27 protein-coding genes are annotated in these 26,107 nt (G+C 70.1%); 18 read left to right on the top strand and 9 right to left on the bottom strand.

What is annotated here, in order from left to right:
- Position 1 precedes the first annotated feature (1 nt).
- Positions 2–1,063 (bottom strand): LLM class flavin-dependent oxidoreductase, encoded by a 1,062-nt coding sequence (locus AB0230_RS15615; protein ID WP_366376741.1) that lies wholly within the window; start codon positions 1,061–1,063, stop codon positions 2–4.
- 124 nt (positions 1,064–1,187) lie between these two features.
- Between AB0230_RS15615 and sfnG the strand changes: the two genes are divergently transcribed.
- Positions 1,188–2,321 (top strand): dimethylsulfone monooxygenase SfnG, encoded by a 1,134-nt coding sequence (sfnG, locus tag AB0230_RS15610; RefSeq protein ID WP_366376739.1) that lies wholly within the window; start codon positions 1,188–1,190, stop codon positions 2,319–2,321.
- A gap of 105 nt (positions 2,322–2,426) precedes the next feature.
- Positions 2,427–3,467 carry a putative FMN-dependent luciferase-like monooxygenase gene (locus AB0230_RS15605; protein ID WP_366376737.1) on the top strand — a complete coding sequence of 347 codons (1,041 nt, stop codon included), beginning with the start codon at positions 2,427–2,429 and terminating at the stop codon, positions 3,465–3,467.
- A gap of 7 nt (positions 3,468–3,474) precedes the next feature.
- On the opposite strand, the gene AB0230_RS15600 is transcribed toward AB0230_RS15605, so the two are convergent.
- Positions 3,475–4,377, bottom strand: coding sequence for a LysR family transcriptional regulator (locus tag AB0230_RS15600; protein ID WP_366376735.1), 903 nt, complete (start codon positions 4,375–4,377; stop codon positions 3,475–3,477).
- A 105-nt stretch (positions 4,378–4,482) separates the two neighbouring features.
- Between AB0230_RS15600 and AB0230_RS15595 the strand changes: the two genes are divergently transcribed.
- The 6 genes from AB0230_RS15595 to AB0230_RS15570 all read left to right on the top strand — a co-directional run bounded on the left by AB0230_RS15595 (position 4,483) and on the right by AB0230_RS15570 (position 12,330).
- Positions 4,483–5,841, top strand: coding sequence for an MFS transporter (locus AB0230_RS15595; RefSeq protein ID WP_366376733.1), 1,359 nt, complete (start codon positions 4,483–4,485; stop codon positions 5,839–5,841).
- Positions 5,842–5,846: 5 nt separating this feature from the next.
- Entirely contained in the window at positions 5,847–6,596 is a 750-nt protein-coding gene (locus AB0230_RS15590) for a 3-hydroxybutyrate dehydrogenase (RefSeq protein ID WP_366376731.1), read from the top strand.
- A 204-nt stretch (positions 6,597–6,800) separates the two neighbouring features.
- Positions 6,801–8,432: an ABC transporter substrate-binding protein gene (locus AB0230_RS15585; RefSeq protein ID WP_315994158.1), complete on the top strand. Its 1,632-nt coding sequence runs from the start codon at positions 6,801–6,803 to the stop codon at positions 8,430–8,432.
- A gap of 70 nt (positions 8,433–8,502) precedes the next feature.
- The gene (locus AB0230_RS15580; protein WP_366376729.1) at positions 8,503–9,576 is read left to right on the top strand and encodes an ABC transporter permease; all 1,074 of its coding nucleotides are present in this window, start codon (positions 8,503–8,505) and stop codon (positions 9,574–9,576) included.
- A 1-nt stretch (position 9,577) separates the two neighbouring features.
- Positions 9,578–10,642: an ABC transporter permease gene (locus tag AB0230_RS15575; protein WP_363577314.1), complete on the top strand. Its 1,065-nt coding sequence runs from the start codon at positions 9,578–9,580 to the stop codon at positions 10,640–10,642.
- Entirely contained in the window at positions 10,639–12,330 is a 1,692-nt protein-coding gene (locus AB0230_RS15570; RefSeq protein WP_366376727.1) for an ABC transporter ATP-binding protein, read from the top strand. The genes AB0230_RS15575 and AB0230_RS15570 overlap by 4 nt, the downstream gene beginning before the upstream one ends.
- A gap of 190 nt (positions 12,331–12,520) precedes the next feature.
- On the opposite strand, the gene AB0230_RS15565 is transcribed toward AB0230_RS15570, so the two are convergent.
- The 6 genes from AB0230_RS15565 to AB0230_RS15540 form a co-directional block, all read right to left on the bottom strand.
- The gene (locus AB0230_RS15565) at positions 12,521–13,645 is read right to left on the bottom strand and encodes a hypothetical protein (RefSeq protein WP_366376725.1); all 1,125 of its coding nucleotides are present in this window, start codon (positions 13,643–13,645) and stop codon (positions 12,521–12,523) included.
- Positions 13,646–13,706: 61 nt separating this feature from the next.
- Positions 13,707–14,507: a hypothetical protein gene (locus tag AB0230_RS15560; protein WP_315994163.1), complete on the bottom strand. Its 801-nt coding sequence runs from the start codon at positions 14,505–14,507 to the stop codon at positions 13,707–13,709.
- Positions 14,504–14,827, bottom strand: coding sequence for a hypothetical protein (locus AB0230_RS15555; RefSeq protein ID WP_315994164.1), 324 nt, complete (start codon positions 14,825–14,827; stop codon positions 14,504–14,506). The genes AB0230_RS15560 and AB0230_RS15555 overlap by 4 nt, the downstream gene beginning before the upstream one ends.
- Complete coding sequence (locus AB0230_RS15550) at positions 14,820–15,368, bottom strand: hypothetical protein (RefSeq protein ID WP_315994165.1); 549 nt, start codon at positions 15,366–15,368, stop codon at positions 14,820–14,822. Before AB0230_RS15550 ends, AB0230_RS15555 begins: the two co-directional genes overlap by 8 nt.
- Positions 15,365–15,655 carry a WXG100 family type VII secretion target gene (locus AB0230_RS15545; protein ID WP_315994166.1) on the bottom strand — a complete coding sequence of 97 codons (291 nt, stop codon included), beginning with the start codon at positions 15,653–15,655 and terminating at the stop codon, positions 15,365–15,367. The genes AB0230_RS15550 and AB0230_RS15545 overlap by 4 nt, the downstream gene beginning before the upstream one ends.
- A 92-nt stretch (positions 15,656–15,747) precedes the next feature.
- Positions 15,748–16,902 carry a hypothetical protein gene (locus AB0230_RS15540; protein ID WP_366376722.1) on the bottom strand — a complete coding sequence of 385 codons (1,155 nt, stop codon included), beginning with the start codon at positions 16,900–16,902 and terminating at the stop codon, positions 15,748–15,750.
- Between the two features lie 188 nt (positions 16,903–17,090).
- On the opposite strand from AB0230_RS15540, the gene rpsF reads away from it, so the two are divergent.
- The 10 genes from rpsF (at position 17,091) to AB0230_RS15490 (ending at position 24,929) form a co-directional block, all read left to right on the top strand.
- Positions 17,091–17,483 (top strand): 30S ribosomal protein S6, encoded by a 393-nt coding sequence (rpsF, locus tag AB0230_RS15535; RefSeq protein WP_058622540.1) that lies wholly within the window; start codon positions 17,091–17,093, stop codon positions 17,481–17,483.
- 5 nt (positions 17,484–17,488) lie between these two features.
- Positions 17,489–18,007, top strand: a complete 519-nt coding sequence (locus AB0230_RS15530; protein WP_076673071.1) for a single-stranded DNA-binding protein — start codon at positions 17,489–17,491, stop codon at positions 18,005–18,007.
- Positions 18,008–18,111: 104 nt separating this feature from the next.
- Positions 18,112–18,366: a 30S ribosomal protein S18 gene (gene rpsR, locus AB0230_RS15525; RefSeq protein ID WP_013584646.1), complete on the top strand. Its 255-nt coding sequence runs from the start codon at positions 18,112–18,114 to the stop codon at positions 18,364–18,366.
- 10 nt (positions 18,367–18,376) lie between these two features.
- Complete coding sequence (gene rplI / locus AB0230_RS15520; protein ID WP_295839745.1) at positions 18,377–18,829, top strand: 50S ribosomal protein L9; 453 nt, start codon at positions 18,377–18,379, stop codon at positions 18,827–18,829.
- 279 nt (positions 18,830–19,108) lie between these two features.
- Positions 19,109–20,485: an adenosylhomocysteinase gene (locus AB0230_RS15515; RefSeq protein ID WP_366376719.1), complete on the top strand. Its 1,377-nt coding sequence runs from the start codon at positions 19,109–19,111 to the stop codon at positions 20,483–20,485.
- The gene (locus tag AB0230_RS15510) at positions 20,482–21,771 is read left to right on the top strand and encodes an amidohydrolase family protein (RefSeq protein ID WP_366376717.1); all 1,290 of its coding nucleotides are present in this window, start codon (positions 20,482–20,484) and stop codon (positions 21,769–21,771) included. Before AB0230_RS15515 ends, AB0230_RS15510 begins: the two co-directional genes overlap by 4 nt.
- Positions 21,768–22,226: a cupin domain-containing protein gene (locus tag AB0230_RS15505; protein WP_315994170.1), complete on the top strand. Its 459-nt coding sequence runs from the start codon at positions 21,768–21,770 to the stop codon at positions 22,224–22,226. The genes AB0230_RS15510 and AB0230_RS15505 overlap by 4 nt, the downstream gene beginning before the upstream one ends.
- Positions 22,227–22,449: 223 nt before the next feature.
- On the top strand, positions 22,450–23,316 hold the full coding sequence (locus AB0230_RS15500; protein WP_363577300.1) for an ABC transporter substrate-binding protein: 867 nt from the start codon (positions 22,450–22,452) through the stop codon (positions 23,314–23,316).
- Positions 23,317–23,322: 6 nt separating this feature from the next.
- Positions 23,323–24,189: an amino acid ABC transporter permease gene (locus AB0230_RS15495; protein WP_315994172.1), complete on the top strand. Its 867-nt coding sequence runs from the start codon at positions 23,323–23,325 to the stop codon at positions 24,187–24,189.
- The gene (locus tag AB0230_RS15490) at positions 24,186–24,929 is read left to right on the top strand and encodes an amino acid ABC transporter ATP-binding protein (protein ID WP_315994173.1); all 744 of its coding nucleotides are present in this window, start codon (positions 24,186–24,188) and stop codon (positions 24,927–24,929) included. The genes AB0230_RS15495 and AB0230_RS15490 overlap by 4 nt, the downstream gene beginning before the upstream one ends.
- Before the next feature lie 202 nt (positions 24,930–25,131).
- Here AB0230_RS15490 and AB0230_RS15485 read toward each other — a convergent pair.
- Positions 25,132–26,107, bottom strand: a 976-nt coding sequence (locus tag AB0230_RS15485; protein WP_366376713.1) for a hypothetical protein, incomplete at its 5' end; no start/stop codon positions are given.

The raw sequence follows: 26,107 nt of genomic DNA, 5'->3' as shown, positions 1-26,107 counted from the left end.
GTCACGCGTCGCGCTGCGCCTCCAAGCGCCGCACGCGCGGGATGACCTCTTCCGCGAAGCGCTGCAACTCGGGCAGGTGCGGCGAGAACTGCAGCAGCAGCGTCGAGACACCCACGTTCGCGAACTGCACGATGCGCTCGGCGACCTGGTCGGGCGTTCCGACGAGGTTGGGGCGGAGGCCACGGTTCGACACCGAGTACTCCTTGAGGTCGACCTGGGTGTCGAGCTTCGACTTGCTCACGAAGTCCTGGTACGACCCGTATGCCGCTCCCCCGCGCACGTCGGTGATGCGGTCGATCTCGGCCTGCGCCTCGTCGTCCGTGGCGCGCACGACCGCATAGGCGGCCATCCCGAACGCCTCGAACGGCGTGGCCCCCGCCTCCGCGCGGCGGCGGCGCATGTCGGCGACCTTGACCTCGAGCTCGTCGAGCGTGCCGCCGTGCGTCAAATACGCGTCGGCGTAGCGCGTGATCGCCGTACGGCCCGCCTCGCTCTCGCCGCCCGCGTACAACCGCGGCACGACCCGCGGCTTCGGCTCGGTGTACGTGCCCTCGGTGCGGTAATACTCGCCCTCGTACGCGAACGGCGTCTGCGACCACAGGCCGCGCAGCACTTCGACCCACTCGATGGTCCGCGCGTAGCGATCGTCGTGCGCGCTGAACAGACCGTCGTACTGCTTGGCCTCCTCGGCCCACCACGCCGAGACGACGTTCAACGTGAATCGGCCGCCGCTGATCTCGTCGATCGTCGCAGCCTGCTTCGCGGTGTGAAACGGGTTGTGGAAACCGGGGCGCACGGCGGTCATCAGCTCGAGGGTCGACGTCACCGCGGCGAGTCCCGCCGTCACCGCCCACGCATCGAGCGACGGCGCCTCGACGCCCTTGATGTCGTTCAGGTTGAGCTCGGGGATGAGGGTCAGATCGAAACCGCCCTCCTCGGCGGCGCGGGCGATGTCGGCGATGTGAGCGAAGGAGACGGGCGTCTGTTCGTCGTCGACGTTGCGCAACCACCCGCCGAAGATCGGGGTCCAGTAGCCGAAACGCACGCGCTGGGGGGAGGTCATGGCATCCATCCTGACCCGGTCGACGTCGTGTGTCGTCACGCGAGGAAACGGTCCGTCACACACCGTTGCCCGATGTCGACGGCGGTGCGACGGTAGCCGGGTTCCGATCCGCGAGGAGGACCCCGTGACCGATCCCACTCCCACCCACGAGCCGCTGAAGTTCGCCTACTGGGTGCCCAACGTCAGCGGCGGGCTGGTCATCAGCTCGGTCGAGCAGCGCACCGACTGGGGCTACGACTACAACGTCGAACTGGCGCAGACGGCGGAGCGCGTCGGCTTCGAGTACGCCCTGAGCCAGGTGCGCTACGCCTCGAGCTACGGGGCGGCACAGCAGCACGAGTCCACCTCGATCAGCCTCGCCCTGCTGCTGGCCACCGAGAAGCTGAAGGTGATCTCGGCGATACACCCCGGGATCTGGCATCCGGCGGTGTTGGCGAAGTTCATCAACACGGCCGATCAGTTCTCGCACGGACGCGCGGCGGTCAACGTCGTCAGCGGCTGGTTCAAAGACGAATACACCGATCTGGGGCTCGAGTGGCTCGAGCACGACGAGCGGTACGAGCGCGCGGCCGAGTTCATCCAGGTGCTGCGGGGGCTGTGGACGCAGGAGACCTTCTCGTTCCACGGGAAGTACTACGACATCACCGACTTCACGCTGCGTCCGTTCCCGTACGAGGTGCCGGGGCGTCCGCATCCCGAGATCTTCCAGGGCGGCAACTCGACAGCCGCCCGCTTCAACGGCGGGGCGTTCTCGGACTGGTACTTCTCGAACGGCAAGGACTTCGACGGCTTCACCGAGCAGTACGACGACGTCACCCGTATCGCCGCGGAGCACGGTCGTCGCACGCGGTTCGGGCTGAACGGCTTCGTCATCCAGCGCGACAGCCGGGCCGAGGCCGAGGCGCAGCTGCGCGAGATCATCGCGCACGCCGATGGAGGGGCCGTCGAGGGCTTCCGCCGCAGCGTCCAGGAGGCGGGGAACGCGACGACGGACAAGAAGGGCATGTGGGCGGACTCGTCGTTCGAAGATCTGGTGCAGTACAACGACGGCTTCCGTACGCAGCTCTTCGGCGACGCCGAACAGATCGCGGAGCGCATCATCGCCTACAAGAAGCGCGGAGTCGACCTGTTCCTCCTCGGCTTCTTGCACGTCCAGGAAGAGCTCGAGCGCTTCGGTGAGACGGTCATCCCGATCGTGCGGGAGCTCGAGGCAGACCTCGCCCGCACCGGCGACCCGATCGAGGTCGCCGCGCGCTGAGAAGGGCGTGGGAGTCGTCGCCCACCCGCCTGCTCCCCCGGCACTCGTCCTAGCCTGGACGTCGACGACATTCCGCACCGGGAATGCGTGGGAGAGGACGACGGAATGACGGGTGCACGGCTCGGTTTCTTCACGCGGCTGCTGGATGCCGGTACCGACGGCGAGCGGTATCGCACCGGGCTCGCGCAGGTGCGCGCCGCCGAAGAGCACGGGTTCGCCTCCGCGTGGGTCGCGCAGCACCACTTCGACCGGGATGAGGGCGGGCTGCCGTCCCCGTTCCCCTTCCTCGCGGCGGCTGCGGTGCAGACCGAGCGCATCGCCCTCGGCACCGGTATCGTCACCCTGCCCCTCGACGATCCGGTGCGGGTGGCGGAGGACGCCGCCGTCGTCGATGCCCTGAGCGGGGGTCGCGTCCAGCTCGGCATCGGTACGGGCGGAACCCCGTCATCATTCGCCGCGTTCGAGCGTTCCTCCGACGACCGACGCGAAATCCAGGCCGCTCACGTGGCGGTGCTGCGGGATGCGTTCGCCGGGCGCGGCATCCGCGGGACGGAGCTGCTCCTGAACCCCGCCGCACCGCATCTCGGCGCGCGGCTCTGGCAGGCGACGTTCTCCGTCGAGGGAGGCCGCCGTGCGGGACTCGCGGGCGACGGTCTGCTGCTGTCCCGCACGCAACCGCGTGACGACCGGCAGACGCTCCACGAGGTGCAGGTCCCGATCGTCGAGGCGTATCTCGCCGCTCTGCCCGGCGGTGTGCCGCCGCGCATCCTCGCCTCGCGAACAGCGGTGGTGGTGGATGCGGACCACCTCGATGAGGCGTGGAGCGCGGCCGAGCACGGTGTTCGGCGCTTGACGCGTACATTCCTCAAGAGGAATGCGAAGGGAGACCTCCGTGACCTCGCACGCCTGACCGATACGCACCTGGGGACGGTCGATCAGGTCGTGACCTCTCTCTCCGCGGACCGGACCCTCGCGTTCGCGACCGATGTGGCGTTCCAAGTGCACTCCGTCGACCCGGCGCCCGCGATCACCCTCCGCTCGATCGAGTTGCTCGCGACGGAGGTCGCGCCGCGGCTGGGACTGCGGACGGGAGCGGAGGCCGCTGCGGAGCTCCGCGAGGTGGGAACGCCGTCCATCTCGTCCTGACCGGGCGTCACCCTCGGCCGGCGAGCATCGCCGCCGCCCGCGCCGTCTGCTCGCGCAGCGCGTCGGCCAGGGCCACGACGGCGGGGATCCGCAGGGAGTCGGCGCGCACGATCATCCAGTACGGCAGGCTCTCGCTCACCTCCTCGGGGAGCAACCGCTCGAGATCGTCGTGCCGGTCGGCCGTGAAGCACGGCAGCAGCCCGATCCCGGCGCCCGCGCGCGTCGCCTCGACCTGCACGAGCACGTTGGTCGAGCTCAGGCCGTCGCGCATGTGCGGCACGACGCGGCGCGGCAGATCGAGGGCTTCGACCTGCAGCATCGCGTCGACGAAGTACACGAGCCGATGCTGCTCGAGGTCTTCCATGCGCGCGGGTCGACCGGCCCGGGCGAGGTAAGCAGAGGACGCGTACAGACCGAGCGTGTAGCGCCCGAGCTCGACGGCGTGCCCCCGCGACGACTGCGGCTCCCCCACCACCACTTCGACGTCGAGCCCGGGGTGCAGGGCTGCCCGCCGCTGCGCCGTGACGATCTCGACCGAGAGCTCGGGATGCCGTTCCCGCAGAGCCGCGACCGCGGGAGCCGCGATGTAGGCGCTGAAGCCGTCGGTGGCCGACATCCTCACGACGCCGGACACGGCGTCGGGTTCGACTCCCCCGCCGGCGAGGTGCGACATCGCCGCCTCGATGCGGCCCGCCGTCTCGACCGCGTGATGACCGAGGGGCGTCAGCGCCCACCCGCGGCCGGATGCCGAGACGACCCGGCCGCCGAGGGCGTCTTCGAGCGCCGAGATCCGCCGCGCGACGGTCGTGTGGTCGACGCCGCGAAGCTGTGCCGCGGCCGTGTAGCGCCCGGTTCGCGCGACCGCGAGGAGCGTAAGGAGGTCGTCGGCGCGGACGGTCGTGGCATCCATGTGTGCAATTGTGCACACACACTCCGCAGGACTGGGCATTGCCGCAACGCACGGGTCGCCGCAGACTCGGCGACGGATGTCACCGTCGACACCGAAGGAGCCAGCATGGAACCCCCCGCCACGGCGCAGCGCAGCGCCTCCTCCGAAACCTCCACCGGAAAGATCAAGAGGGTCGTCGCCGCGTCGATGGCCGGCACGGTCGTCGAGTGGTACGAGTTCTTCCTCTACGCCACGGCTGCGAGCCTGGTGTTCGGCACGTTCTTTTTCCCGTCGTCGGGCTCCCCGCTCGACGGGATCATCGCCGCCTTCGTCACCTACGCCGTCGGGTTCGTCGCCCGCCCCTTGGGGGGCATCGTCTTCGGACAGATCGGTGACCGCTTCGGACGCAAGCCCACCCTTCAGGCGACGATCATCATCGTCGGCGCGGCGACCTTCCTGATGGGCTGCCTGCCCGGCTTCGCCTCAGTGGGCTACTGGGCGCCCGCCATGCTCGTGGCCCTGCGGTTCATCCAGGGCTTCGCGGTCGGCGGCGAGTGGGGCGGTGCCGTCCTGCTGGTCGCGGAGCAGAGCCCGAACCGCTCCCGTGCGTTCTGGGCGAGCTGGCCGCAGGCGGCCGTCCCGGTCGGAAACCTCCTCGCGACCACCGTGCTGCTGGTGATGTCGTTCATCCTCTCCCCCGCCGCGTTCCTCGACTGGGGCTGGCGCGTCGCGTTCTGGCTGTCGGCGGTGATCGTGCTGGTCGGCTTCTACATCCGCACCCACGTCGAGGAGGCCCCGATCTTCCTCGAGGCCAAGAAGCAGGTGCAGCAGGAGAAGGCCGCCTCGTTCGGCGTCGTCGAGGTGCTGCGCCGCTACCCGAAAGGCGTCGTCCAGGCCATGGGCGTGCGTTTCGCGGAAAACATCGTCTACTACATCGTCGTCAGCTTCTCGATCGTGTATCTGAAGGTCGTGCACTCCTACGACACGAGCCAGCTGTTGCTCGCGCTCCTGATCGCGCACGTCATCCATTTCGCCGTGATCCCCCCGATCGGACGTCTCGCCGACCGCATCGGGCGCAAGCCCGTGTACCTCACCGGCGCGATCCTCAGCGCGACCTGGGCGTTCTTCGCCTTCCCGATGTTCGACACGCTGAACCCCGTCGTCATCGTCGCCGCGGTGGCGCTGGGCCTGGTCTTCCACGCCGGCATGTACGCGCCGCAGCCGGCGGTCATGGCCGAGCTGTTCCCGACGCGCATGCGCTACTCGGGTGTCTCGCTCGGGGCCCAGGTGACGGCCATCCTGGCCGGTTCGCTCGCGCCGATCCTCGCGACGCAGTGGCTGCGCGACTTCGGTTCGTGGCTGCCCATCGCGCTGTACATCGTCGCGGCCTGCGTGCTGACCTCGATCGCCGTACTGTCGCTGAAGGAGACGCGCGGCATCTCGCTGCGCGACATCGACGCCGCCGACGCCGCGCGGGGGAAGTGAGCACCATGACCATCGACCTCAGCGGACGTCGCGCCCTCGTCACCGGTGGTGCCGGCGGCATCGGGGCGGCGATCGCGCGGGCGTTCGCCGGAGCAGGCGCCGAGGTGATGGTCGCCGATCTCCACGTCGAGGGGGCGAAGGCCCTCGCTGACGAGATCGGCGGCCGTGCCTGGGGGGTCGACCTGTCGGACACCGCGGCGTTGGCCGATCTGAAGCTCGACGTCGACATCCTCGTGAACAATGCCGGCATCCAGCACGTCAGTCCCATCCAGGACTTCGCTCCGGAGAAGTTCTCCTTCATGCTGCGACTGATGCTGGAGGCGCCGTTCCTTCTCATCCGCGCGGCGCTCCCCGCCATGTACGAGCGCGGACACGGACGAGTGCTCAACGTATCGAGCGTCCACGGTATACGCGCTTCGGCATATAAGTCGGCGTACGTGGCCGCCAAGCACGGCCTCGAGGGGCTGTCCAAGACGACCGCACTGGAGGGCGGTGCCCACGGCGTGACGAGCGTGTGCATCGACCCCGGATACGTGCGTTCGCCGCTCGTAGAGAAGCAGTTGGCAGACCAGGCCCGGTCGCACGGCATCCCGGAGTCCGAGGTGCTCGAGACGGTGCTGCTGAAGGACGCCGCGGTCAAACGGCTCGTCGAGCCGGCCGAGGTCGCCTCCCTCGCCCTCTGGCTCGCGGGACCGGACGCCGCGATGGTCACCGGAACGAGTTACGTGATGGATGGGGGCTGGTCGGCGCACTGAGCGGCGGCGGCCGTGTCGGGAGCGCTCCCGCGCGGAGATATTCGGGGGTCCGGGAGATCGCGCAAGAAGAAATCCGAATTCTTCCGTGGGTTTCGGTAATGTAAAAAAACCTCGGAGCAATTGGTGACCAGCCCGCCGAGGACAAAGATGTCCGAAGGATGGCGGCATTTGTCGCGATCGACACTTCACAGCAGAGGTAACGCAATGACACTGCACACCAGCGGTCGAGGCCGTCTCGGTCTCGCCCTCGGCGCTCTCGGCGCCTCGGCAATCGTCCTGGCCGGCTGCTCCGCCGGCGGGGGAGACAACGGCTCCGACAGCGGCTCGGGCGACCCGCTCGTGGTCGGCACGACCGACAAGATCAGCTCGATCGACCCGGCCGGCTCGTACGACAACGGCTCGTTCGCCGTGATGAACCAGGTCTACCCCTTCCTGCTCAACAGCCAGTACGGCACCTCGGACGTCACGCCCGACATCGCCGAGTCGGCGGAGTTCACCTCGCCGACCGAGTACACCGTGAAGCTGAAGTCGGGCCTGAAGTTCGCGAACGGCCACGACCTCACCTCGTCGGACGTGAAGTTCTCGTTCGACCGTCAGGTGACGATCGCCGACCCCAACGGCCCGTCCTCGTTGCTCGGCAACCTCGACAGCGTCGAGACGCCCGACGACACCACCGTCGTCTTCACCCTGAAGAACGGCAACGACCAGATCTGGCCGCAGATCCTGTCGAGCCCGGCAGCGCCCATCGTCGACGAAGAGGTCTTCTCGGCCGATGCGGTCACCCCCGACGACACCATCGTCGAGGCCAAGCCCTTCGCGGGGCAGTACACGATCGAGTCGTACAAGCAGAACGAGCTCATCTCGTACGCGCCGTACGCCGACTACCAGGGCTCGCTGCCGAAGCCCGAGAACGGCGGCATCTCGGCGAAGTACTACGCCGACGCCTCCAACCTCAAGCTCGACGTGCAGTCCGGAGCGATCGACGTCGCGTTCCGCAGCCTGAGCGCGACGGACATCGCCGACCTGTCGTCGAACGACGCGGTCAAGATCGTCGACGGCCCCGGTGGAGAGATCCGCTACATCGTCTTCAACTTCGACACGATGCCCTTCGGTGCCACCACGCCCGAGGCCGATGCGGCCAAGTCCCTCGCCGTGCGTCAGGCGGCGGCCGACCTCATCGACCGTCAGGCCATCGCGACCGACGTCTACAAGGACACCTACTCGCCGCTGTACTCGTACGTGCCGCAGGGTGTCGCGGGCGCCAACGAGGCCCTGAAGGGTCTGTACGGCGACGGCAGCGGCATGCCCGACGCGGCGAAGGCGAAGGCCACGCTCGAGGCCGCCGGGGTCTCGACGCCCGTCACGCTGAACCTGCAGTACAACGGCGACCACTACGGCCCCTCGTCGGGCGACGAGTACGCCGCGGTGAAGGCGCAGCTCGAGGAGGACGGTCTGTTCACCGTCAACCTCGCGCAGACCGAGTGGGTGCAGTACTCCAAGGACCGCACGGCCGACGTGTACCCCGCGTACCAGCTCGGCTGGTTCCCGGACTACTCGGATGCCGACAACTACCTGACCCCGTTCTTCTCGGCGGACAACTTCCTCGGCAACCACTACGACAACGCCGAGGTCCAGAAGCTCCTCGTCGAGGAGGCGACGCAGACCGACAAGACCACGCGCGAGCAGCAGCTCGGCGAGATCCAGGACAAGGTGGCCGCCGACCTCTCGACGCTGCCGCTGCTCCAGGGCAAGCAGGTCGCGGTCGTGGGCTCCAGCGTGGAGGGCGCCGTCCTCGACGGTTCCTTCAAGTTCCGCTACGCCCCGCTGCACAAGTAATCGATCGGCGGGTGCCCGGTCCCTCGGCGGACCGGGTGCCCGCCGCTTTCCGTCCCCCAGTTAGGTCCTCATGGCCACCGCCGTCGACGCCCCCGTCATCGCCGCGCCCGCCGCCCCCAAAGGCGGCGGACTCTGGCGCTACATCCTCGTCCGACTCGTCCTGATCATCCCCACGGTCTTCATCCTCGTGACCGTCGTGTTCCTGCTCATGCGGGTCACCGGCGACCCGATCACGGCCGCTCTCGGCGGGCGCCTCCCTCCCGAGCAGCTCGCGGAACGCATTGCCGCCGCCGGCTACGACCGCCCCCTCTACCAGCAGTACTTCGAGTACATCTGGGGCGTGCTGCGGGGCGATTTCGGCACCACGATCACCGACAACCGTCCGGCCATCGGCATCCTGCTGCAGTACGGCTCGGCCACCCTCGAGCTGGCCATCTACGCGCTCGTCGTGGCGCTGCTGATCGGCATCCCGTTCGGGCTCATCGCCGCGTACCGCCGCGACCGCTGGCAGGATGCCACGCTGCGCATCGGCGCGATCCTCGGCTACGCGACCCCCATCTTCTTCGTCGGTCTTCTGCTCAAGCTCGTCTTCGCGGTGTGGCTGAGCGTGCTGCCGGTCGCCGGCCGTGCCAGCACCCGCACCGAATTGAAGCTGTCGACTCTGGATGCCCCGAGCGGCATCTATCTGCTGGACGCGATCCGTCTCGGCGACGGTGCGGCGGTGGGCGACGTCCTGACCCACGCGATCCTTCCCGGTGTGGCCCTCGGCATCCTGACCGCGGGCATCTTCCTGCGGCTGGTGCGCACCAACGTGATCGGCACGTTGGGATCGCAGTACGTCACGTCGGCGCGTTCCCGCGGCGTGGGGGAGTACCGCCTCGTCACCAAGCACGCGTACCGTCCGGCGCTCATCCCGATCATCACGGTCATCGGTCTGCAGATCGCCCTGCTGCTCTCGGGCGCCGTGCTGACCGAGACGACCTTCGAGTGGAAGGGCCTGGGCTTCATGCTGAGCGAGTACCTGAAGGCCCGCGACTTCGTGGCCGCGCAGGGCATCGTCGTCATGATCGCCGTGCTGGTGGCCTTCACGAACTTCCTCGTCGACGTCATCGCGGCGATCATCGACCCGCGAGTGAGGTACTGACATGACGGATGCCACGACCTCCACGGCCCTGTCGGAGCGGAAGGTCCCGCTGCGCGACCGCCTGCCCGTCATCTCGCATCTGCGTCGCAGCGTCGGGCTCCAGCGCACGATGCTCGTGCTGGGCTTGGTCATCACGACGGTGTTCGTGATCATCGCGGTCCTCGCCCCCCTCCTCGCCCCCTACGGTTTCGCGCAGCAGGAGGCGGACGGGGTCAAGTTCGGCACGCAGCAGGCGCCGGATGCCATGAACCTCCTCGGCACGACCGTCGGCGGCTACGACGTGCTCTCGCGCGTGATCTGGGGCGCGCAGACGGCGCTGCTGGTGATCGTGTGCGCGATCGCGTTCTCGATCTTCCTCGGCATCTTCCTCGGCCTGGTCGGCGGCTACTTCGGTGGCTGGCTCGACCGCATCCTCGTGGTGCTGTGCGACGCGATCTACGCCTTCCCGTCGCTGCTGCTCGCCATCGTGATGTCGATCGCGATCACGAAGGGCCAGTCGACGCTGTGGGGTGGCATCCTCGCCACCGCCATCTCGATCACCGTGGTGTTCGTGCCGCAGTACTTCCGCGTCATCCGTGCCGAGGTGGTGCGGGTCAAGGCGGAGCCGTTCGTCGAGTCGGCCCGCGTCATCGGGGTGCCGACCGCGCGCATCCTCCTGCGCCACGTGCTCCGCAACTCGACGCGCTCGCTGCCGGTCGTCGTCACACTCAACGCCTCGGAGGCCCTGCTGACGCTCGCGGGACTGGGCTTCCTCGGCTTCGGCATCGAGGCCACCGCCGCCGCCGAGTGGGGCTACGACCTCAACCGCTCGGTCAGCGACGTCACGAGCGGCATCTGGTGGACGGCCATTCCGCCGGGCATCGCGATCGTGCTCGCCGTGCTCGGCATCACCCTCGTCGGCGAGAGCCTGAACGACCTCAGCGACCCGCGCCTGCGTACGCGTCGCCGCGCGGGGCGGGCACCCGCACCGGTCACGGCCCTCGACCCGTCCGCGGCTCCGGCCGACGCGTCGACCACCGCCCCCGCCGGAACCCCGGCCTCGACCACCGACGGGAGCCCCTCATGACCGGCACCGCGGCATCCATCGCCCGCATCGACGACCTGCGCGTCACCTTCGCCACCGACGGCGCCCCCGTCGCCGCCATCAACGGCATCTCGCTCGAGGCGCGCGCCGGCGAGGTGCTCGCGATCGTCGGCGAATCGGGCTCAGGCAAGACCGTGACTGCGAACACGCTGCTCGGTCTGCTTCCCGAGACCGCGACGCTGTCGGGCGCCGTGATCGTGCGCGGTCGCGACGGCGGAGAGACCGACATCGTCCACGCCACCGGGGCGCAGCTGCGCGAGATGCGCGGACGCGACGCGGCGATGGTGTTCCAGGAGCCCTCCACCGCGTTGAACCCGGTGTACACCGTCGGATGGCAGATCGCCGAGGGACTGCGGGCGCACGAGAAGCTGTCGAACGCCGAGGCGAAGGCCAAGGCGGTCGACATCCTCCGCCGTGTCGGCATCCCCGATCCCGAGAAGCGCGTCGACGACTATCCGCACCAGTTCTCGGGCGGCCAGAAGCAGCGCGTCGTGATCGCGATGGCCCTGGTCCTGGATGCCGGGCTGATCATCGCCGACGAGCCCACCACCGCACTCGACGTCACCGTTCAGGCCGAGATCCTCGACCTGCTGCGCACGTGCCGCGACGAGTTCGGGGCGACGATCGTGCTCATCACGCACAACATGGGCGTGGTCGCCGACCTCGCGGACCGCGTGATCGTGATGTACCGCGGCGACATCGTCGAGCAGGCTCCGGTCCGCGACCTGTTCGCCGCCCCGCAGCAGGAATACACCCGCGATCTGCTCGCCGCGGTGCCGCACGTGGGCCGGGGGAAGAGCTCCCGGCAGTCGCTGGAGACGCCCGCCCCCACCGCGCCGCCGGAGGGCAGCCTCGTCGTGGCCGAGAAGGTCGAGATCGGTTACCCCGGACGCTTCGGTTCCGCCGGTGTGGTCGCCGTGAAGGGCGTGGACTTCTGGATCGGCCCCGGCGAAGTGCTGGGCCTCGTGGGGGAGTCCGGTTCGGGCAAGACCACGATCGGTCGCGCGATGGTGGGGCTGACGTCGGTGGTCGGCGGGTCGCTCAAGGTGCTCGGCACCGAGATGCGAGGGGCCAAACCCCGGCACCTGGCCAAGACGCGCCCCGACATCGGGTTCGTCTTCCAGGACCCGGCGACGAGCTTCAACCCGCTGCTCACGATCGCGGAGTGCATCGCCGAACCGCTCGTCGTGCACAAGCGCGCCGGCGGCGCCCGGGCCGCGCGACAGCGCGTGGACGAGTTGCTCGACGCGGTGCAGCTGCCACGGGCGTTCGGCGACCGCTACCCGCACGAGCTGTCGGGCGGTCAGCGTCAGCGCGCGTCGCTGGCTCGCGCCCTCGCGCTGGATCCGAAGCTGCTCATCGCCGACGAGCCGACCTCCGCGCTCGACGTGTCGGTGCAGGCGCGCGTGCTGGAGCTGTTCGCGCAGCTGCAGGCCGAGTTCGGCTTCGCGTGCCTGTTCATCAGTCACGACCTCGCCGTCGTCGACGAGGTGGCCGATCGCGTGATCGTGCTGCGCCAGGGCGTCATCCGCGAGCAGGGCACGACGGTGCAGGTGCTCACCCGGCCGCGCGACGACTACACGAAGCGGCTGTTGGCGTCGCTGCCCGTGCCCGACCCGGTCGAGCAGGAGGCGCGCCGCGAGCTCTGGCGCACCACGCGGGGGGCCTGAGGCGCGTCCTTCCGCGTCCGCGCGTCGGGCGCGGGCTCCGGCGGGACCGGGAGCTCCGCCGCGCGCCTCAGCGGCGCCGTACACCCGTGCGAAGGCGCGACGAAGCGGGCCTCACCGGCGCCGAACACCCGTGCGGAGGCGCGACGAAGCGAGCCTCACCGGCGCCTGATGGGGCGCGCAGCCGCCCGTCTCACCGGATGAACACGTCGGCGAACACCGTCAGCAACCACCAGCCGACGCCGATCACGACGAACACCCCGGTGATCCACGAGAACCCGCGGCGCAGGCGTCGGCCCTGCCGCGCGACCCCGGTGGGGGGCGGCGTGAGAAGGGGCAGCGCCTGCGCCGGGGCCCCGGATGCCGCGGCGCCGACCGCGTGCGACGTGGACGGCTTTTCGGCGACCAGGCGTTCGTCGCGCCAGCGCGCCCACTGCGCGAACTTCTCGTCTATCGCCGCGACCGTGGTCAGCAGCCATCGCCAGGTCGCGGGGTCGAGGGTCGACAGGTCGCGGCGGGAGTAGAGGAACAGCCAGTCGTCGACGATCTCGACGTCGAGGGCGGCAGCGCTGTCGATGAACCGCGCCATGACGTCGGGCGTGAACAGATACAGGGCGTCGCGCTCGTACCCCTCGGGGCAGTAGAGGGCGAAATGCCGGTCGAAGTCGCCCTCGAGGCTCAACCTCTGGCCGCGGCCGAAGGTGACTGGCAGGTTCGACGCGCCGAACAGCCCGTTGTTGCCCACGGCATCCAGGACGATGTGGGGAAGCGGGGTGTCGAGGCGTATCGCGACGTAACCCCACCGGTGCGTCTGCCTGCTCTTGCCCGACCCCGTCTCGTACCGGTAGTTGCCCACCTCGACGAACCGAGGGTCGCCGGATCGGAGCAGATCCCGGGATTCGCGGTCGTGACCGAGGGCGAAGATCATGCCCGGCAGCTCGGGATCGTCGAATCCCGGATGCCACGTCATCCCGTTCGCGCGGGCGAAGCGATCGAGTCGGTAGCGCCGTTCGGCAGCACCCCCGAAACCGCGCACGATCGCGCCGACGATGAACGAGGCAGCGATGAGGATGAAGACGACGACCAGCAGCGGCAGCGGCCCGGAGCTGCCCCGGTCGAAGAGGGATGATGCGACGGCGGCGAAGACCGGGATGGCGATGAAGAGGAATGCCGCACCGACGATCGCGAACACGATGATCGGCACCACGGTGCCACTCAGCCGGCCCTCGCGACGCAGCTGCGCCGTGAAGGCCTGCGCTGCCTTGCGATCGACCGGCGCGGTCAGCGGCGTCGGATCGAACGTCGTGGCGTCTGTCATGTCGCACCCCCGTGTCAGACCCTAACGGGCGGCATCCGACCCCCGCGCGGGCTCGGGGCGGCTACTGGACGATGGCGAAGCGGGGCGGGTCCCACGCGGGCATCGACGAGAGGAGGTCGTCGAGCTTGTTCGACGTCCCCTGCATCGCCGACAGGAAGAGCTGAAGAGCCGAGATGCCGGCCATGCCGACACCGGCCAGCGCCAGGACCGCGGACAGCGCGGCGCCGATGAGCCCGACGACGGCGCCGACTCCGGTGGGGGAGGAGAGCGCCCCGCCGATCAGCGACAGGATCGCGGTGACCACACCGCCGATGGCCAGGACGGTGCCCCCGACGAGCCCGGCGAGGTTGAGGTAGAAGCTCTCGATGTCGTCGGCCTGGGTGCGCAGCACGCCGGCGACACCGCCGAGCTTGCCCGGGAGCACCCCCAGCGCCCGTACCTGGTCGTCGATGCCGTACTCGTAGACCTTGCTGGCCTTGCCGTCGTCCCAGCTCATGAGGCCGTCGAGCTGGTCCTTCTTGATCTGCAGGTTCTCGGCGGAGCCCGAGATGTCGCCGATCGTCGACGCCATATTGCGCAGCCGGTCGGGGCTGCCGAGGTACGCGTTGCACACGCGGAGCACGGCGATCGTGTCGAGGCACTGCTCGAGGGCGTCGAGGGCGACGGAGATGATGATGTCCGCGACCTGGTCGACGAGGCCGTCGGGAACGAGGACGCCGAGGCCGTGCGCCTGCTCGTCCACCCATTTCTGCACCGCACGACGGATGCTCGCCGGGGCGGAGCTGATGGCGCCGCGGACTTTCGCCTCGGCATCGTCGAGTTGTCCGGCGATGACCTGACGGGTGAGGTCGACGTAGCTCACAGCCCCTCCAATTCCTTCTGGACGGCGTCGATCTCCGACTGCGCGTCGCCCTCGGCCTTCATGTACTCGATCGAGGTGGTGAGCAGCGCGCGGGCGAAGCCCTCGAAGATCTCCTCCCCGGTGTGCAGATAGTCCGAGAGCAGCTGCACCGAGGTGCGGAACTTCGACAGCACTTCGGTCGAGCCCGGGGCCAGCGAGAAGTCGCTGGGGGAGTACGTCATACCGTCGAGGTCGGTCCGCCACGCGGCCAGCTCGAGGCTCCACTTCTGCCAGTGGTCATTGGCGTCGGACTGCAGGGCATCGGGATCGACATCAACCACGGGATTCTCCTTCGCTTTCCGAGAAGCGGTCGAACGAGTCCGAGGCGAGAGCGGCCTTACGGCCGATCCGCAGGACCTCGTCGGCGATCACATCGACAGGGGTCTGCGTGAGCCAGGCCGGCGTTCCGTCGACGCCGAGGATCGCGCCGTACTGGGCCATGACGCGGAACTGGTGCAGGTCGTCGGCGACCGTGACGACCGGTCCGGTCTCGCCGCGGGCGGCCAGGGTGAGCAGAGCGTCGGCGGCCTCGAGGGGGAGAGGGGGGCCGCTCAGTCGAGCAGCGACGGCGGCATCGGAGAAGGCCGCCGTCACGGACTCGGGTGTGGCCCCCTCGGCGCGCTCGAGGGTGACGGCCGTGACGAGACCACGCTCATCGATCCGGATCGTCGCGTGTGCGTCTGCGGGCGGGGCGAGAGGGCTGAGAAGCTCGCGCACGCGTTCTTCGGCGGCTTCGAACTTCGGCGTCAGCTCCGCGATGCGCTCCTGCTGGGCCCGGAAGAGCGAGAGGGCGTCCGGGGATGCCGCGGCGTCGGTGCTCACGACCAGATCCCTTCGACCGTCGACTGCGCAGCGGCGTACCGGTCGGACGACGCCTGACCCGCGCGGGAGGCGTCGGCGACGATCCCGTTCAGGGCTCGCAAGCCTGCCGTCCACTTCTGCTGCGCCGTGCGGTAGGCCTCCATGGCCTCACCGCTCCACGCGGACTGCAGACGTGACGCCTCACTCTCGAGCTGCGCGAGGTGGGCCTGGATGCCATCCGCGGCGGAGCGGAGGTTCGAGGCGGTCTCGGAGATGAGCGCCGGATCGAACGACATTCGTGGACTCATTCCGCCGACGCTACCCAGCGCCGTCGGGCGGAAGGAAGGGGTTTGCGTTTTTCTCATCGCCGTCTCATCTGAGGCGGTGGTCGGCCGCACGGTCAGCGAGCGAGGAAGAACACCAACGGGATGAGCAGGAGGAGCAGTCCCAGCGCGAAGGTTCCGCCGACGATCGACAGCACGATGACCCAGGGGCTGCGTCGCCGTAGCCGGCGGCCCACGGGTGCGACCCCGACGGGCGGGGCGGGGAGGGCCGGTGGCGCGGGGGCGGGGTCGGGAGCACCCCACACCGTGGATGCGGGAGGCGTCCGCGCGGTGAGCGGTGGGCCCGCGGCCCCGGCCGCCATGCGGTCGTCGCGCCACCGGCCCCACTGCTCCAACTTGTCGAGCAGGGCCGCCACCACCGAGAACACCCACGCCCATCGCGCCGGATCGAGCGTGGAGAGCTCGGTGGGGGAGTACAGGAACAGCCAGTCGTCCACGATCTCGACCTCGAGCACGGCGGCGTTGTCGATGAAGCGCGCCATGACGTCGGGAGTGAAGAGATAGAGCGCGTCGCGCTCGTAGCCGGTCGGGCAGTACAAGCGGAAGTACCGGTCGAAATCTCCCTCGAGGCTGAGGTGCTGGCCGCGCTCCCACAGCCCGAGCCGGACGCCGTTGCCCATCGCGTCGAGGACGATGTGCGGCAGGGGGACGTCGAGACGGATCGCGATGTATCCCCACCGCGAGGTCGTGGTGTTCTTGCCGTTGCTCACGGTGTACGAGTGATTGCCCACCTCGACGAAGCGCGGGTGAGACGAACGGACCAGGTCGGACGCGGTGCGGTCGCCGCCGATCTGGAAGATCGCGCCCGGGAGGGCGGGCTCGGGGAGCGCCGCCACGTACTCCATACCGACGTCGCGTGCGAAGCCGGCGATGCGCCACCGTCGATCTTCTTGCGCGCGTCGACCATGGCGGACGGCGAACAGTGCGGCCACGAGCGCCCCCAGGCCGAGGAGGAGGGGGATGGCGAAGACCAGGCCGAGGACGACGACACCGTCGCCGATCGCGGCGCGGAAGATCGCCAGCAGGACGACGAGGAAGAGGCCGGCGCCACCGACGAGGGCGAACGCGAACACGTACGCGACGATCGCCACGGCGGTGTTGGCCGCGGGCAGACGCCCTTCCGCGCGCAGCCGGGCCGTGAAGGCGCGTGCCGCAGCCGTGTCGCCCGGCATCGTCAGCGCGCGGGCGTCGAACGGTCGGATTCCGGTCATGCGGCCCCCTGCCCTCGTCGGATGGTCCAGGCTATCCGTCTCCGATTCCCCGGGTGAGTCGGCATCCGTTAGACTACGAAGGTTGCCCGGCGACGCCCATGCGCGTGTGAGCCCGCGGTGACGTGCAACACACCCTCCTGCTGCCGGGAAATGCCCGTCAGCCGTTCTAGTCCGAAGGAGGTGGGTTAGTGACGCACCAGTACGAACTCATGGTCATCTTCGATCCCGAGGTCGACGAGCGCCAGGTCGCTCCGAAGCTCGACGGATTCCTCAAGGTCATCACGGCCGATGGGGGAACCATCGACAAGATCGACATCTGGGGCCGCCGTCGTCTCGCCTACGAGATCCGCAAGAAGAACGAGGGCATCTACGCCGTCGTCAACTTCGTCGCGACCAGCGAGGCCACGAACGAGCTCGACCGTCAGCTGAAGCTGAACGAGCAGATCATGCGCACCAAGGTCCTGCGCGCCGAAGAAGCGATCGCCCAGGTCGCCGCCGAGGCCAAGCGCTCCGAGGAGAAGGCCGCCCGCAAGGCCGCCGCTCCCCGCAAGGTCGAGTCCGCCGAGAAGGCTGCGAAGTAACGACGATGGCCGGCGAAACCGTCATCACCGTCGTGGGTAACCTCACGGCCGACCCCGAGCTGCGCTACACGCAGAACGGGCTCCCGGTCGCGAACTTCACCATCGCGTCGACCCCCCGCACGTTCGACCGTCAGGCGAACGAGTGGAAGGACGGCGAGGCGCTCTTCCTGCGCGCCTCGGTGTGGCGCGAATTCGCCGAGCACGTCGCCGGGTCGCTGACGAAGGGCAGCCGTGTCATCGCGACCGGTCGTCTGAAGCAGCGTTCCTACCAGGACCGCGAGGGCAACAACCGCACCTCCATCGAACTCGAAGTCGATGAGATCGGCCCCTCGCTCCGCTACGCGACCGCCCAGGTCACCCGTGCCGCCGGTGGCGGCGGGGGTGGCGGAGGCGGCCAGCGCGCGCAGGTGCAGCAGTCGAACGACGAGCCGTGGTCGACCCCCGGTTCGAACAACGGCGGCGGCAACAGCGGCGCTGACGCGTGGAGCACTCCCGGTTCCTACGGCGACGACACCCCGTTCTGATCTTCGCCGCGCTCTCTCGAGCACGACGACCCCCTGAAATTCCGGATGCCGCATCCCGGTCCGCGTGACCGCCTCGGCATCCGAACCACACGAAAGAAGGAAGCATGGCTGGCAAGGCCACTGGCGACCGCCGCAAGCCGCGGAAGGGTGCGAAGAACGCAGCCCCCGCGAAGGCGATCCGCGTCGGCGTCATCGATTACAAGGACGTCGCAACCCTCCGCAAGTTCATCTCGGAGCGCGGCAAGATCCGCGCCCGTCGTATCACCGGTGTCTCCGTGCAGGAGCAGCGCCTGATCGCCCGCGCCATCAAGAACGCGCGCGAGATGGCTCTCCTGCCCTACGCCGGCGCCGGCCGCTAAGGAGCACCCGATGGCAAAGCTGATTCTCACGAATGAGGTCACCGGGCTCGGTAGCGCCGGTGATGTTGTCGAGGTCAAGAACGGGTACGCCCGCAACTACCTCATCCCGCAGGGCTTCGCCGTGGCCTGGAGCCGCGGTGGCGAGAAGCAGGTCGCGTCGATCCGCGCCGCTCGCGAGTCCCGCGCGATCCACGCGCACGAAGACGCCGTGGCCCTGAAGAACTCGCTCGAGTCGAACACCGTCAAGCTGTCGGTCAAGGCCGGCAACGAGGGACGCCTGTTCGGTTCGGTCAAGCCCGCCGACGTCGCCGACGCCGTCAAGGCTGCCGGTCTCGGTGAGCTCGACAAGCGCAAGATCCAGATCACCTCCTCGATCAAGTCGGTCGGCGAGCACGAGGCGACCGTTCGCCTGCGTGACGACGTCACCGCCGTGATCACCCTCCAGGTGGTCGCCGCGAAGTAATTCGCTGCACTCTCGAGAACGGCCCCGCTCCTGCTTCGGCAGGGCGGGGCCGTTCCGCGTTGTCCGGGGGCGGGGTGTGGGGCTGTGGGGGACGGGGTTTTGGGGCACGATCTTCCGGTTGGGGCGCGAAATTTCACGCCCCAACCGCAAGAATGCGCCCCGAACCGCTCCAGGCAGCGCTCGCGGCGGCGGGTGATGAAGCGCCGGGTGTTATCCGAGCAGCTGAGGTCGCTTCCCCGTCGCGCGGACGCCTGCACCCGTGACCCTAGGCTGAACCCCGTGACCGACCCTCGCGCACCCGAGCGCATCGTCCGGCGCTTCGCGCGTGCGTCCAACCTCATGCTCGCAGGGCGCCCGTTCGTGGTGCAGGGCGCCGGTTCCGCGGACCTGCACGATCTGCTCGTGCGGCTCGGTGGCATCCCGAGTCTGCATCCCGCCCCCGGGCGGGTCGAGTTCGACCTGGATGCCGACACGGTGAGCCTCGACGGGGCGCCGCTGCCCGAGCGGGGAGATGCCGCCGGCCGGATCTCTTTCGCGCGGGCGCACATGCCGGTGTCGGCCGCGATGGCGGAGCGCCTCGACCTGACCGGCCTGCGCGTGGGGGTGGCGATGGTGCTCGAGCCGAAGACCGCCGTGCTGTCGCTGCTGCTCCGCGAGCGCGGAGCCGAGGTGTCGGTGTACGCGCATCCCGACGAGACCGACCCCGCGGTCGCCGACGCGCTGCGCACCGAGGGGCTCGCGGTCACGGCCGACCCGACGCTGAGCGGACCCGCCGAGCTGGCCGCCGCCCGCACCTTCCTCCGCGCGGGACTCGACGTGCTGCTCGACGACGGCGCGCACCTCATCCGCCTCGCTCACGAGGATGATCCCGCGCTCGTCGCGGGGTGGATCGGCGCGTGCGAAGAGACGACGAGCGGGCTCACACCCCTGCGGCGGATGCAGGATGCCGGAATCCTGCGCACCGCGGTCATGGCGGTGAACGACGCCCGCACGAAGACGATGTTCGACAACCGCTACGGCACCGGGCAGTCGTGCGTGTTCGCCATCGCCGATCTGCTCGAGGAGCGCGGGATCGGCCTCGCCGACCAATCGGCGCTCGTGCTGGGGTACGGCCCCGTCGGCCGGGGCGTCGCCGCGCACCTGCGCGCGTTGGGCGCCGAGGTGCGCGTGGCCGAGACCGACCCGGTGAGGGCGCTCGAGGCGCGGCACGATGGGTTCTCCATCGGCCCGGCGCGCGAATCGGCGGCCGGCGCACTGGTCGTCTCGGCGACCGGGGTGCCCGGCACGGTGACCGCGGACCTCGCCGCGAAAGCGCGGGTGATGGCCGTGGCCGGGGGAGTGCCGGGCGAGATCGCGCCGGGGGCCGAGAACGATGCGCTCGTGCTCGGCGGGGGAGGAGCCGTCAACATCACCGCCGCCGAGGGCAACCCCATCGAGATCATGGACCTCTCGTTCGCCGTGCAGCTCGCGGCCCTCGGCGAGCTGCTGCGGCGCCGTCCGTCGTCGGGGGTGCACGCCCTCGGGCCCGACGTCGACGACCTCGTCGCGCGCGAGGCGCTCCGCGTGCGCGGCGCGCAGATCGACGTGCCACGGCCCCTCGACCCCGAGGGCCTCGACGAGTGGCGGTCGCCGCGCTACGCCGGGGGTGGGCGATGAGGGTGTATTCGGCATCCCTCGTCCTGCCGATCACCGCACCGCCGATCCCGGGCGGGGCTATCGCGGTGGCGGGTGGGCGCATCCGGCACGTGGGCGACCGCGAGTGGGTGGTCCACGAACTGCGCATGCGCGGCGTCTCGTTCGACGAGGTGCACTGGCCGGGGGTCCTCACCCCTGGCCTGGTCAACGCCCACTCCCACCTGCAGTACACCGGCATGGCCGCGGTGGGCCGGGGGTCGTACGCGGGCTTCGACGACTGGGACGACGCGTTCACGCCGGTGTATCGCGCGGGTCACGACTGGGCTCGGGATGCCGCGTCCGGCGCGCTCCAGATGATCGCCGCCGGCACGACCGCCGTCGCCGACATCGTCACCGACGTCGAGGCCGCCTCGGCGCTGCACGACGCGCGGCTGCACGGCATCACGTACTGGGAGGTGATGAGCTGGACCAACGCCGCCTGGGCCGAGCGCGGCCGCGCCGAGGTGGAGGCCCGGCTCGACGCGCTGCCCTCCCCGCCCGGCACCGGACTGTCTCCGCACGCGCCGTACTCGCTCGACGTCGAGCCGCTGCTCGAGATCCCCGACATCGTGCGCGAGCGGGGCAGCCGCCTGCACCTGCACCTGGGCGAGGCCGCGTTCGAGCGCGAGCACGGCGAGGCGGTGCCGTGGCAGAAGCAGCGTCCCGCGAGCTTCCGTGCCCTGCGCGACGAGGGGTTCGGCACCGGGGCGACGGAGTTCGTCGACGAGCTCGGCGTCTTGGGACCCGACTGCCACATCGCGCACGGGGTGTACATGACGGCGCGCGACCGGGCAATCCTGCGCGCCCGGGGGACGACCGTCGCCCTGTGTCCGCGCTCGAACGCGGTCATCGGCCTCGACGAGCCGCCGGTCGCGGCCTACCTCACCGAGGGCAACGCGCTGGCCGTGGGCACCGACTCGCTGGCATCCAGTCCCTCGCTCGATCTGCTCGCCGACGTCGCCGAACTGCACCGGCTCGCGCGAACGCAGGGGTACGTCAACCGCGACCTGCCCGAGCTGCTGCTGCGCGCGGCGACCCTCGGCGGCGCGCACGCGATGGGCCTCGACACCGGCCCCGCCCGCACGGGGTACCTCGCGGTCGGCGCCGTGGCGGATCTGGCGTTCTTCGACGTCCCGGTGTCGGAGGTGGATGCAACGATCGAACACCTCGCGGTGGCCGGGGCGGGAACGGCGGCGGCGACGTTCATCGACGGCGAGGCGCGCTTCGTCACCGACACCTTCACCCGCGAGACAGGAGTGCGCGCATGACCGATGGAGCCGACACCACTCGGGCTGAGGACGACCGTCCGCAGACCGCCCGGCTGCTCGACCTCGAGCCGCACCCCGAGGGCGGGTGGTTCCGCCGCATGTGGACGGGGTCGTACGCCGTCGACACGCCCGCGGGCCCGCGGCCCGCGGCGACCTGCATCCACTACCTGCTCCGGCCCGACGAGCGCAGCGCCTGGCACGTCGTAACGAGCGACGAGGTCTGGCTGTGGCACGGTCCCGGGGCGCTCGAGCTCTCGCTGGGTGGAGCGGGGGTCGAGCCGGGCGCGGCGGAGACGGTCACCCTCGGCCCCGACCTCGCTGCGGGACACGTGCTGCAGCACACCGTGCCCGCGGGCGTGTGGCAGGCGGCCCGGCCCGCCGGCGACGCCGAGGTCGTCGTGAGCTGCCTCGTGTCGCCGGGGTTCAGCTTCGAGGATTGGCGTCTGGCGGAGTAAGGGGCGCGTCGGCAGGATGCCGTGACCCGGGGCCGGGTCCGGACCCGCCGCACCCCCGTCGCCCTGCACGGCAGCCCGCACTCGACCCGCAACAGCCCTGCCGGCCCCGCGACGCCCCGTGTCGCCAGATTTCACGGGTGACCGTCCCCGAAACATGCCCCGGATACGCTGTGACCATCACAGCACTCCGGGGATGACCCCGATACGTCCACGAGGAGACATCGTGACCGCTCTCGCACGCCTGCGCCGCGCCGCCGCCCTGACCGCCGTGGCCGCGGCCACCGTCGTGTCGCTGACCGCCTGCGCCTTCGCCCCCACCGGCTCCGACGCCGGCGCCGCACCCGCCACCGAGGGAGCGCTGCAGACCGTCACGGCCGGCAAGCTCACGATCGCCACGGGCGAGCCCGCGTTCTCGCCGTGGGTCGAGAACGACGACCCCGCCTCGGGCGAGGGCTTCGAGGCCGCGGTCGCCGACGCCGTCGCGACGCAGCTCGGCTTCTCGAAGGACGACGTCGTGTGGGTGCGCAGCACCTTCGACAGCGCGATCGCCCCCGGCGCCAAGGACTGGGACCTCAACCTGCAGCAGTTCTCGATCACCGAAGAGCGCAAGCAGGCCGTCGACTTCTCGTCGCCGTACTACACGACCACCCAGGCCGTCGTCACGACCGGCACCTCGCCCGCCGCGTCCGCCACCACCGTGGCCGAGCTGAAGAACCTGCCCGTGGGCGTCATGAGTGCGACCACGAGCTACCAGGTCGCCGCCGACCAGCTCGGCACCGCCAACCTCAGCGTCTACAACTCCAACGACGACGCCGTCGCCGCCCTGCAGTCCGGCCAGGTCGATGCGATCGTGGTCGACCTGCCCACCGCGTTCTACCTCGCCGGGGCCGTGCTCGACGACGGCAAGGTCGTCGGTCAGCTGCCCGACTCCTCGGCCGGTGGCGACGAGCTCGCGTTCGTGCTGCCCAAGGGCTCGCCTCTGACGGCGCCCGTCACCGACGCGGTCGACGCCCTGCGCGCCGACGGCACGCTCGACGAGTTGCAGCAGACCTGGCTCGGGGGCACCGACGCCGCTCCCGTCCTGAAGTAACACCCCGTGGCATCCACCCCGTCCGACGCCGCGTGGCGGCCGAGCGAGCTCGAGCTCGGTCGGCGCGCCACACGGCGTCGGCAATCGACGAAGTCGGTGCTGATCGCGCTTGTCAGCTCGGTCGTGTTCGTCGTCGTGGTCGGCTGGGCGATCCTGTCGAGCCCCGGGTGGGAAGACGTGCGGCGCGCGTTCTTCGACCCCGAGATCGCGCTGGCGAGCTTCCCGTCGATCCTCGCGGGGCTGTGGGTCAACATCCAGGTGCTGTTCGTCGCGGCGATCGCCGTCGCGATCCTCGGCACGACGCTCGCCGTGCTGCGCTCGCTGCGCGGGCCGGTGTTCTTCCCCCTGCGCGCCCTCGCGACGATCTACACCGACCTGTTCCGCGGCGTCCCGCTGCTGATCGTGCTGTACCTGGTGGGCTTCGGCCTTCCCGCGCTCGGCGTCTTCGGCCGCGTGCCCGTGGTGCTGTGGGGCACGATCGCGATCGTGCTGACCTACTCGGCCTACATCGCCGAGGTGCTGCGCGCGGGGATGGAGGCCGTGCACCCCTCTCAGCGCGTCGCCGCCCGCTCGCTGGGCCTCAGCCACGCGCAGACGCTGCGGATCGTCGTGATCCCCCAGGGTGTGCGCAAGGTCGTGCCGGCGCTCATGAACGACTTCGTGTCGCTCCAGAAGGACGTCGGGCTCATCTCCGTCCTCGGAGCGGTGGATGCCGTCCGTGCGGCCCAGATCGCCTCGGCTCAGGCCTACAACTTCACGCCGTACATCGTGGCGGCGCTGCTCTTCGTGGCGATGGCGCTGCCGATGATCCGCCTCACCGATTACGTCTCGGCGCGGTTGGCGAAGCGCGAGCAGATGGGCGGGACCGTATGACCGTGCTCGACGTCCGCAGCGTCCGCAAGGCCTTCGGCGACCACGTGGTGCTCGACGGCATCGACCTCTCGATCGACCAGCACGAGGTGGTCGTGCTCATCGGCGCCTCCGGGTCGGGCAAGTCGACGCTGCTGCGCACGATCAACCTGATCGAGCGCGTCGACGACGGGCAGATCCTGCTCAACGGCGACGACCTCACCGATCCGACGATCGACCCCGACGCCGCGCGCGCCCGTATCGGCGTCGTCTTCCAGCACTTCAACCTCTTCCCTCACCTCCGCGTGATCGACAACGTCACGCTCGCCGCGCGCAAAGTGCACGGGATGCCGAAGGCCGAGGCCTACGCCCGCGGCACCGAGCTGCTGGAGCAGCTGGGGCTCGGGGCGAAGGCGCGGGAGTTCCCCGACCGCCTCTCGGGCGGTCAGCAGCAGCGCGTCGCGATCGTGCGCGCCGTCATGACGAACCCCGAGCTGCTGCTGCTGGATGAGATCACCTCCGCGCTCGACCCGCAGCTCGTCGGCGAGGTGCTCGACCTCGTGCGTGTGCTGCGCGACCGCGGCTCGACGATGCTCATGGCGACGCACGAGATGTCGTTCGCGCGCGAGGTGGCCGACCGCATCGTGTTCATGAAGGGCGGCCGCATCGTCGAGCAGGGCACGCCCGCGCAGATCTTCGACGCCCCGCAGCGCCCCGAGACGATCGCGTTCCTCGAGCGCGAGCGCCGCGGCGGCGCCCTGTAGCGCGGCACCCTGCGGTGGAGGTCCCTGAGCATGTCGAAGGGTCCGGACCCGCTAGCGTGGCGTCGCTGCGGCGGAGGGCCCTCAGGCTGTCTCAGGGTCCGGGCCCGGTCGAGCCCCGTTCCGAGCGCGCGACGACACCGGATGCCACGACAGCACGTCGGCATCCGGTGTCGTTCCGCCGAGGGTCAGAGCCCTCCGCGGGTCATGCGCGGGAGCGGCGGCGCAGCAGCACCCCTCCCATCAGCAGCGCGAGCAGACCGGCGAGGCCGAGGCCGAGGGCCGCGGGGCCATCGGTTCCGGTGATGGCGAGCGTCTTCGCGGCGCTCGTCGACAGCGGCGTCACCGCGCTCGCCGAGGCGGCCGAGCCGACGACGGGGGTTCCGCCGGTGCTCGCGTGACCGCCGGGGGTACCGGGCGTTCCGGGGGTGCCGGGCGTTCCCGGCGTTCCCGGGGTGCCGGGGGTTCCGGGGGTGCCGGGCGTTCCGGGGGTTCCGGGGGTGCCCGGAGTACCAGGGGTCCCCGGGTTTCCGGGGGTGCCACCGGTGTGCGAGCCCTCGGTGGTGCTGTCACCGATGACCGAGACGGCGTTTCCGCCGATCGTGACGGGCAGCTGGATCGGGATGATCAGCTGGTTACCACCGCCGAGGCTGTCGGTGCCGTCGGTGATGATGCCCCCAACGACACCCCCACCGTTCGCACCGCCGGTGGTCGTCGCACCCGTCGAGGTGCTGTCACCGATGACCGAGACGGCGTTTCCGCCGATCGTGACGGGCAGGGCGATCGGGATGATCGCCTGATTGCCGCCGAGGACGCTGTCGGTGCCGTCGGTTTCGACGTCGCCGACCGAGCCGCCGGTGGTGCCGCCGGTGGTGGTGGCGTCTTCGGTGTGGCTGTCGCCGATCACGGAGACGGCGTTGCCGCCGATGGTGAGGGGTGCCTCGATCGGGATGATCGCCTGGTTGCCGCCGAGCAGGCTGTCGGTGCCGTCGGTGATGACGTCGCCGGTGGAGCCGTTGCCGGTGGTGCCGCCGGTGGTGGTGGCGTTCTCGCTGTGGCTGTCGCCGATCACGGAGACGGCGTTTCCGCCGATGGTGAGGGGTGCCTCGATCGGGATGATCGCCTGGTTGCCGCCGAGCAGGCTGTCGGTGCCGTCGGTGATGACGTCGCCGGTGGAGCCG

It is taken from the genome of Microbacterium sp. NPDC089190 (genome assembly GCF_040701795.1).
Lineage (GTDB): Bacteria > Actinomycetota > Actinomycetes > Actinomycetales > Microbacteriaceae > Microbacterium > Microbacterium galbum.
This window is presented reverse-complemented; position numbering and strand designations above follow the sequence as displayed.

Coding starts and splice junctions, on each gene's coding strand:
- AB0230_RS15580 (WP_366376729.1), top strand. CDS start 8,503: ATGGCCACCGCCGTCGACGCCCCCGTCATCGCCGCGCCCGCCGCCCCC.
- AB0230_RS15590 (WP_366376731.1), top strand. CDS start 5,847: ATGACCATCGACCTCAGCGGACGTCGCGCCCTCGTCACCGGTGGTGCC.
- AB0230_RS15530 (WP_076673071.1), top strand. CDS start 17,489: ATGGCCGGCGAAACCGTCATCACCGTCGTGGGTAACCTCACGGCCGAC.
- rpsR (WP_013584646.1), top strand. CDS start 18,112: ATGGCTGGCAAGGCCACTGGCGACCGCCGCAAGCCGCGGAAGGGTGCG.
- AB0230_RS15615 (WP_366376741.1), bottom strand. CDS start 1,063: ATGACCTCCCCCCAGCGCGTGCGTTTCGGCTACTGGACCCCGATCTTC.
- AB0230_RS15565 (WP_366376725.1), bottom strand. CDS start 13,645: ATGACAGACGCCACGACGTTCGATCCGACGCCGCTGACCGCGCCGGTC.
- AB0230_RS15595 (WP_366376733.1), top strand. CDS start 4,483: ATGGAACCCCCCGCCACGGCGCAGCGCAGCGCCTCCTCCGAAACCTCC.
- rplI (WP_295839745.1), top strand. CDS start 18,377: ATGGCAAAGCTGATTCTCACGAATGAGGTCACCGGGCTCGGTAGCGCC.
- AB0230_RS15605 (WP_366376737.1), top strand. CDS start 2,427: ATGACGGGTGCACGGCTCGGTTTCTTCACGCGGCTGCTGGATGCCGGT.
- AB0230_RS15510 (WP_366376717.1), top strand. CDS start 20,482: ATGAGGGTGTATTCGGCATCCCTCGTCCTGCCGATCACCGCACCGCCG.
- AB0230_RS15575 (WP_363577314.1), top strand. CDS start 9,578: ATGACGGATGCCACGACCTCCACGGCCCTGTCGGAGCGGAAGGTCCCG.
- AB0230_RS15540 (WP_366376722.1), bottom strand. CDS start 16,902: ATGACCGGAATCCGACCGTTCGACGCCCGCGCGCTGACGATGCCGGGC.
- AB0230_RS15490 (WP_315994173.1), top strand. CDS start 24,186: ATGACCGTGCTCGACGTCCGCAGCGTCCGCAAGGCCTTCGGCGACCAC.
- AB0230_RS15600 (WP_366376735.1), bottom strand. CDS start 4,377: ATGGATGCCACGACCGTCCGCGCCGACGACCTCCTTACGCTCCTCGCG.
- AB0230_RS15545 (WP_315994166.1), bottom strand. CDS start 15,655: ATGAGTCCACGAATGTCGTTCGATCCGGCGCTCATCTCCGAGACCGCC.
- AB0230_RS15570 (WP_366376727.1), top strand. CDS start 10,639: ATGACCGGCACCGCGGCATCCATCGCCCGCATCGACGACCTGCGCGTC.
- AB0230_RS15505 (WP_315994170.1), top strand. CDS start 21,768: ATGACCGATGGAGCCGACACCACTCGGGCTGAGGACGACCGTCCGCAG.
- AB0230_RS15585 (WP_315994158.1), top strand. CDS start 6,801: ATGACACTGCACACCAGCGGTCGAGGCCGTCTCGGTCTCGCCCTCGGC.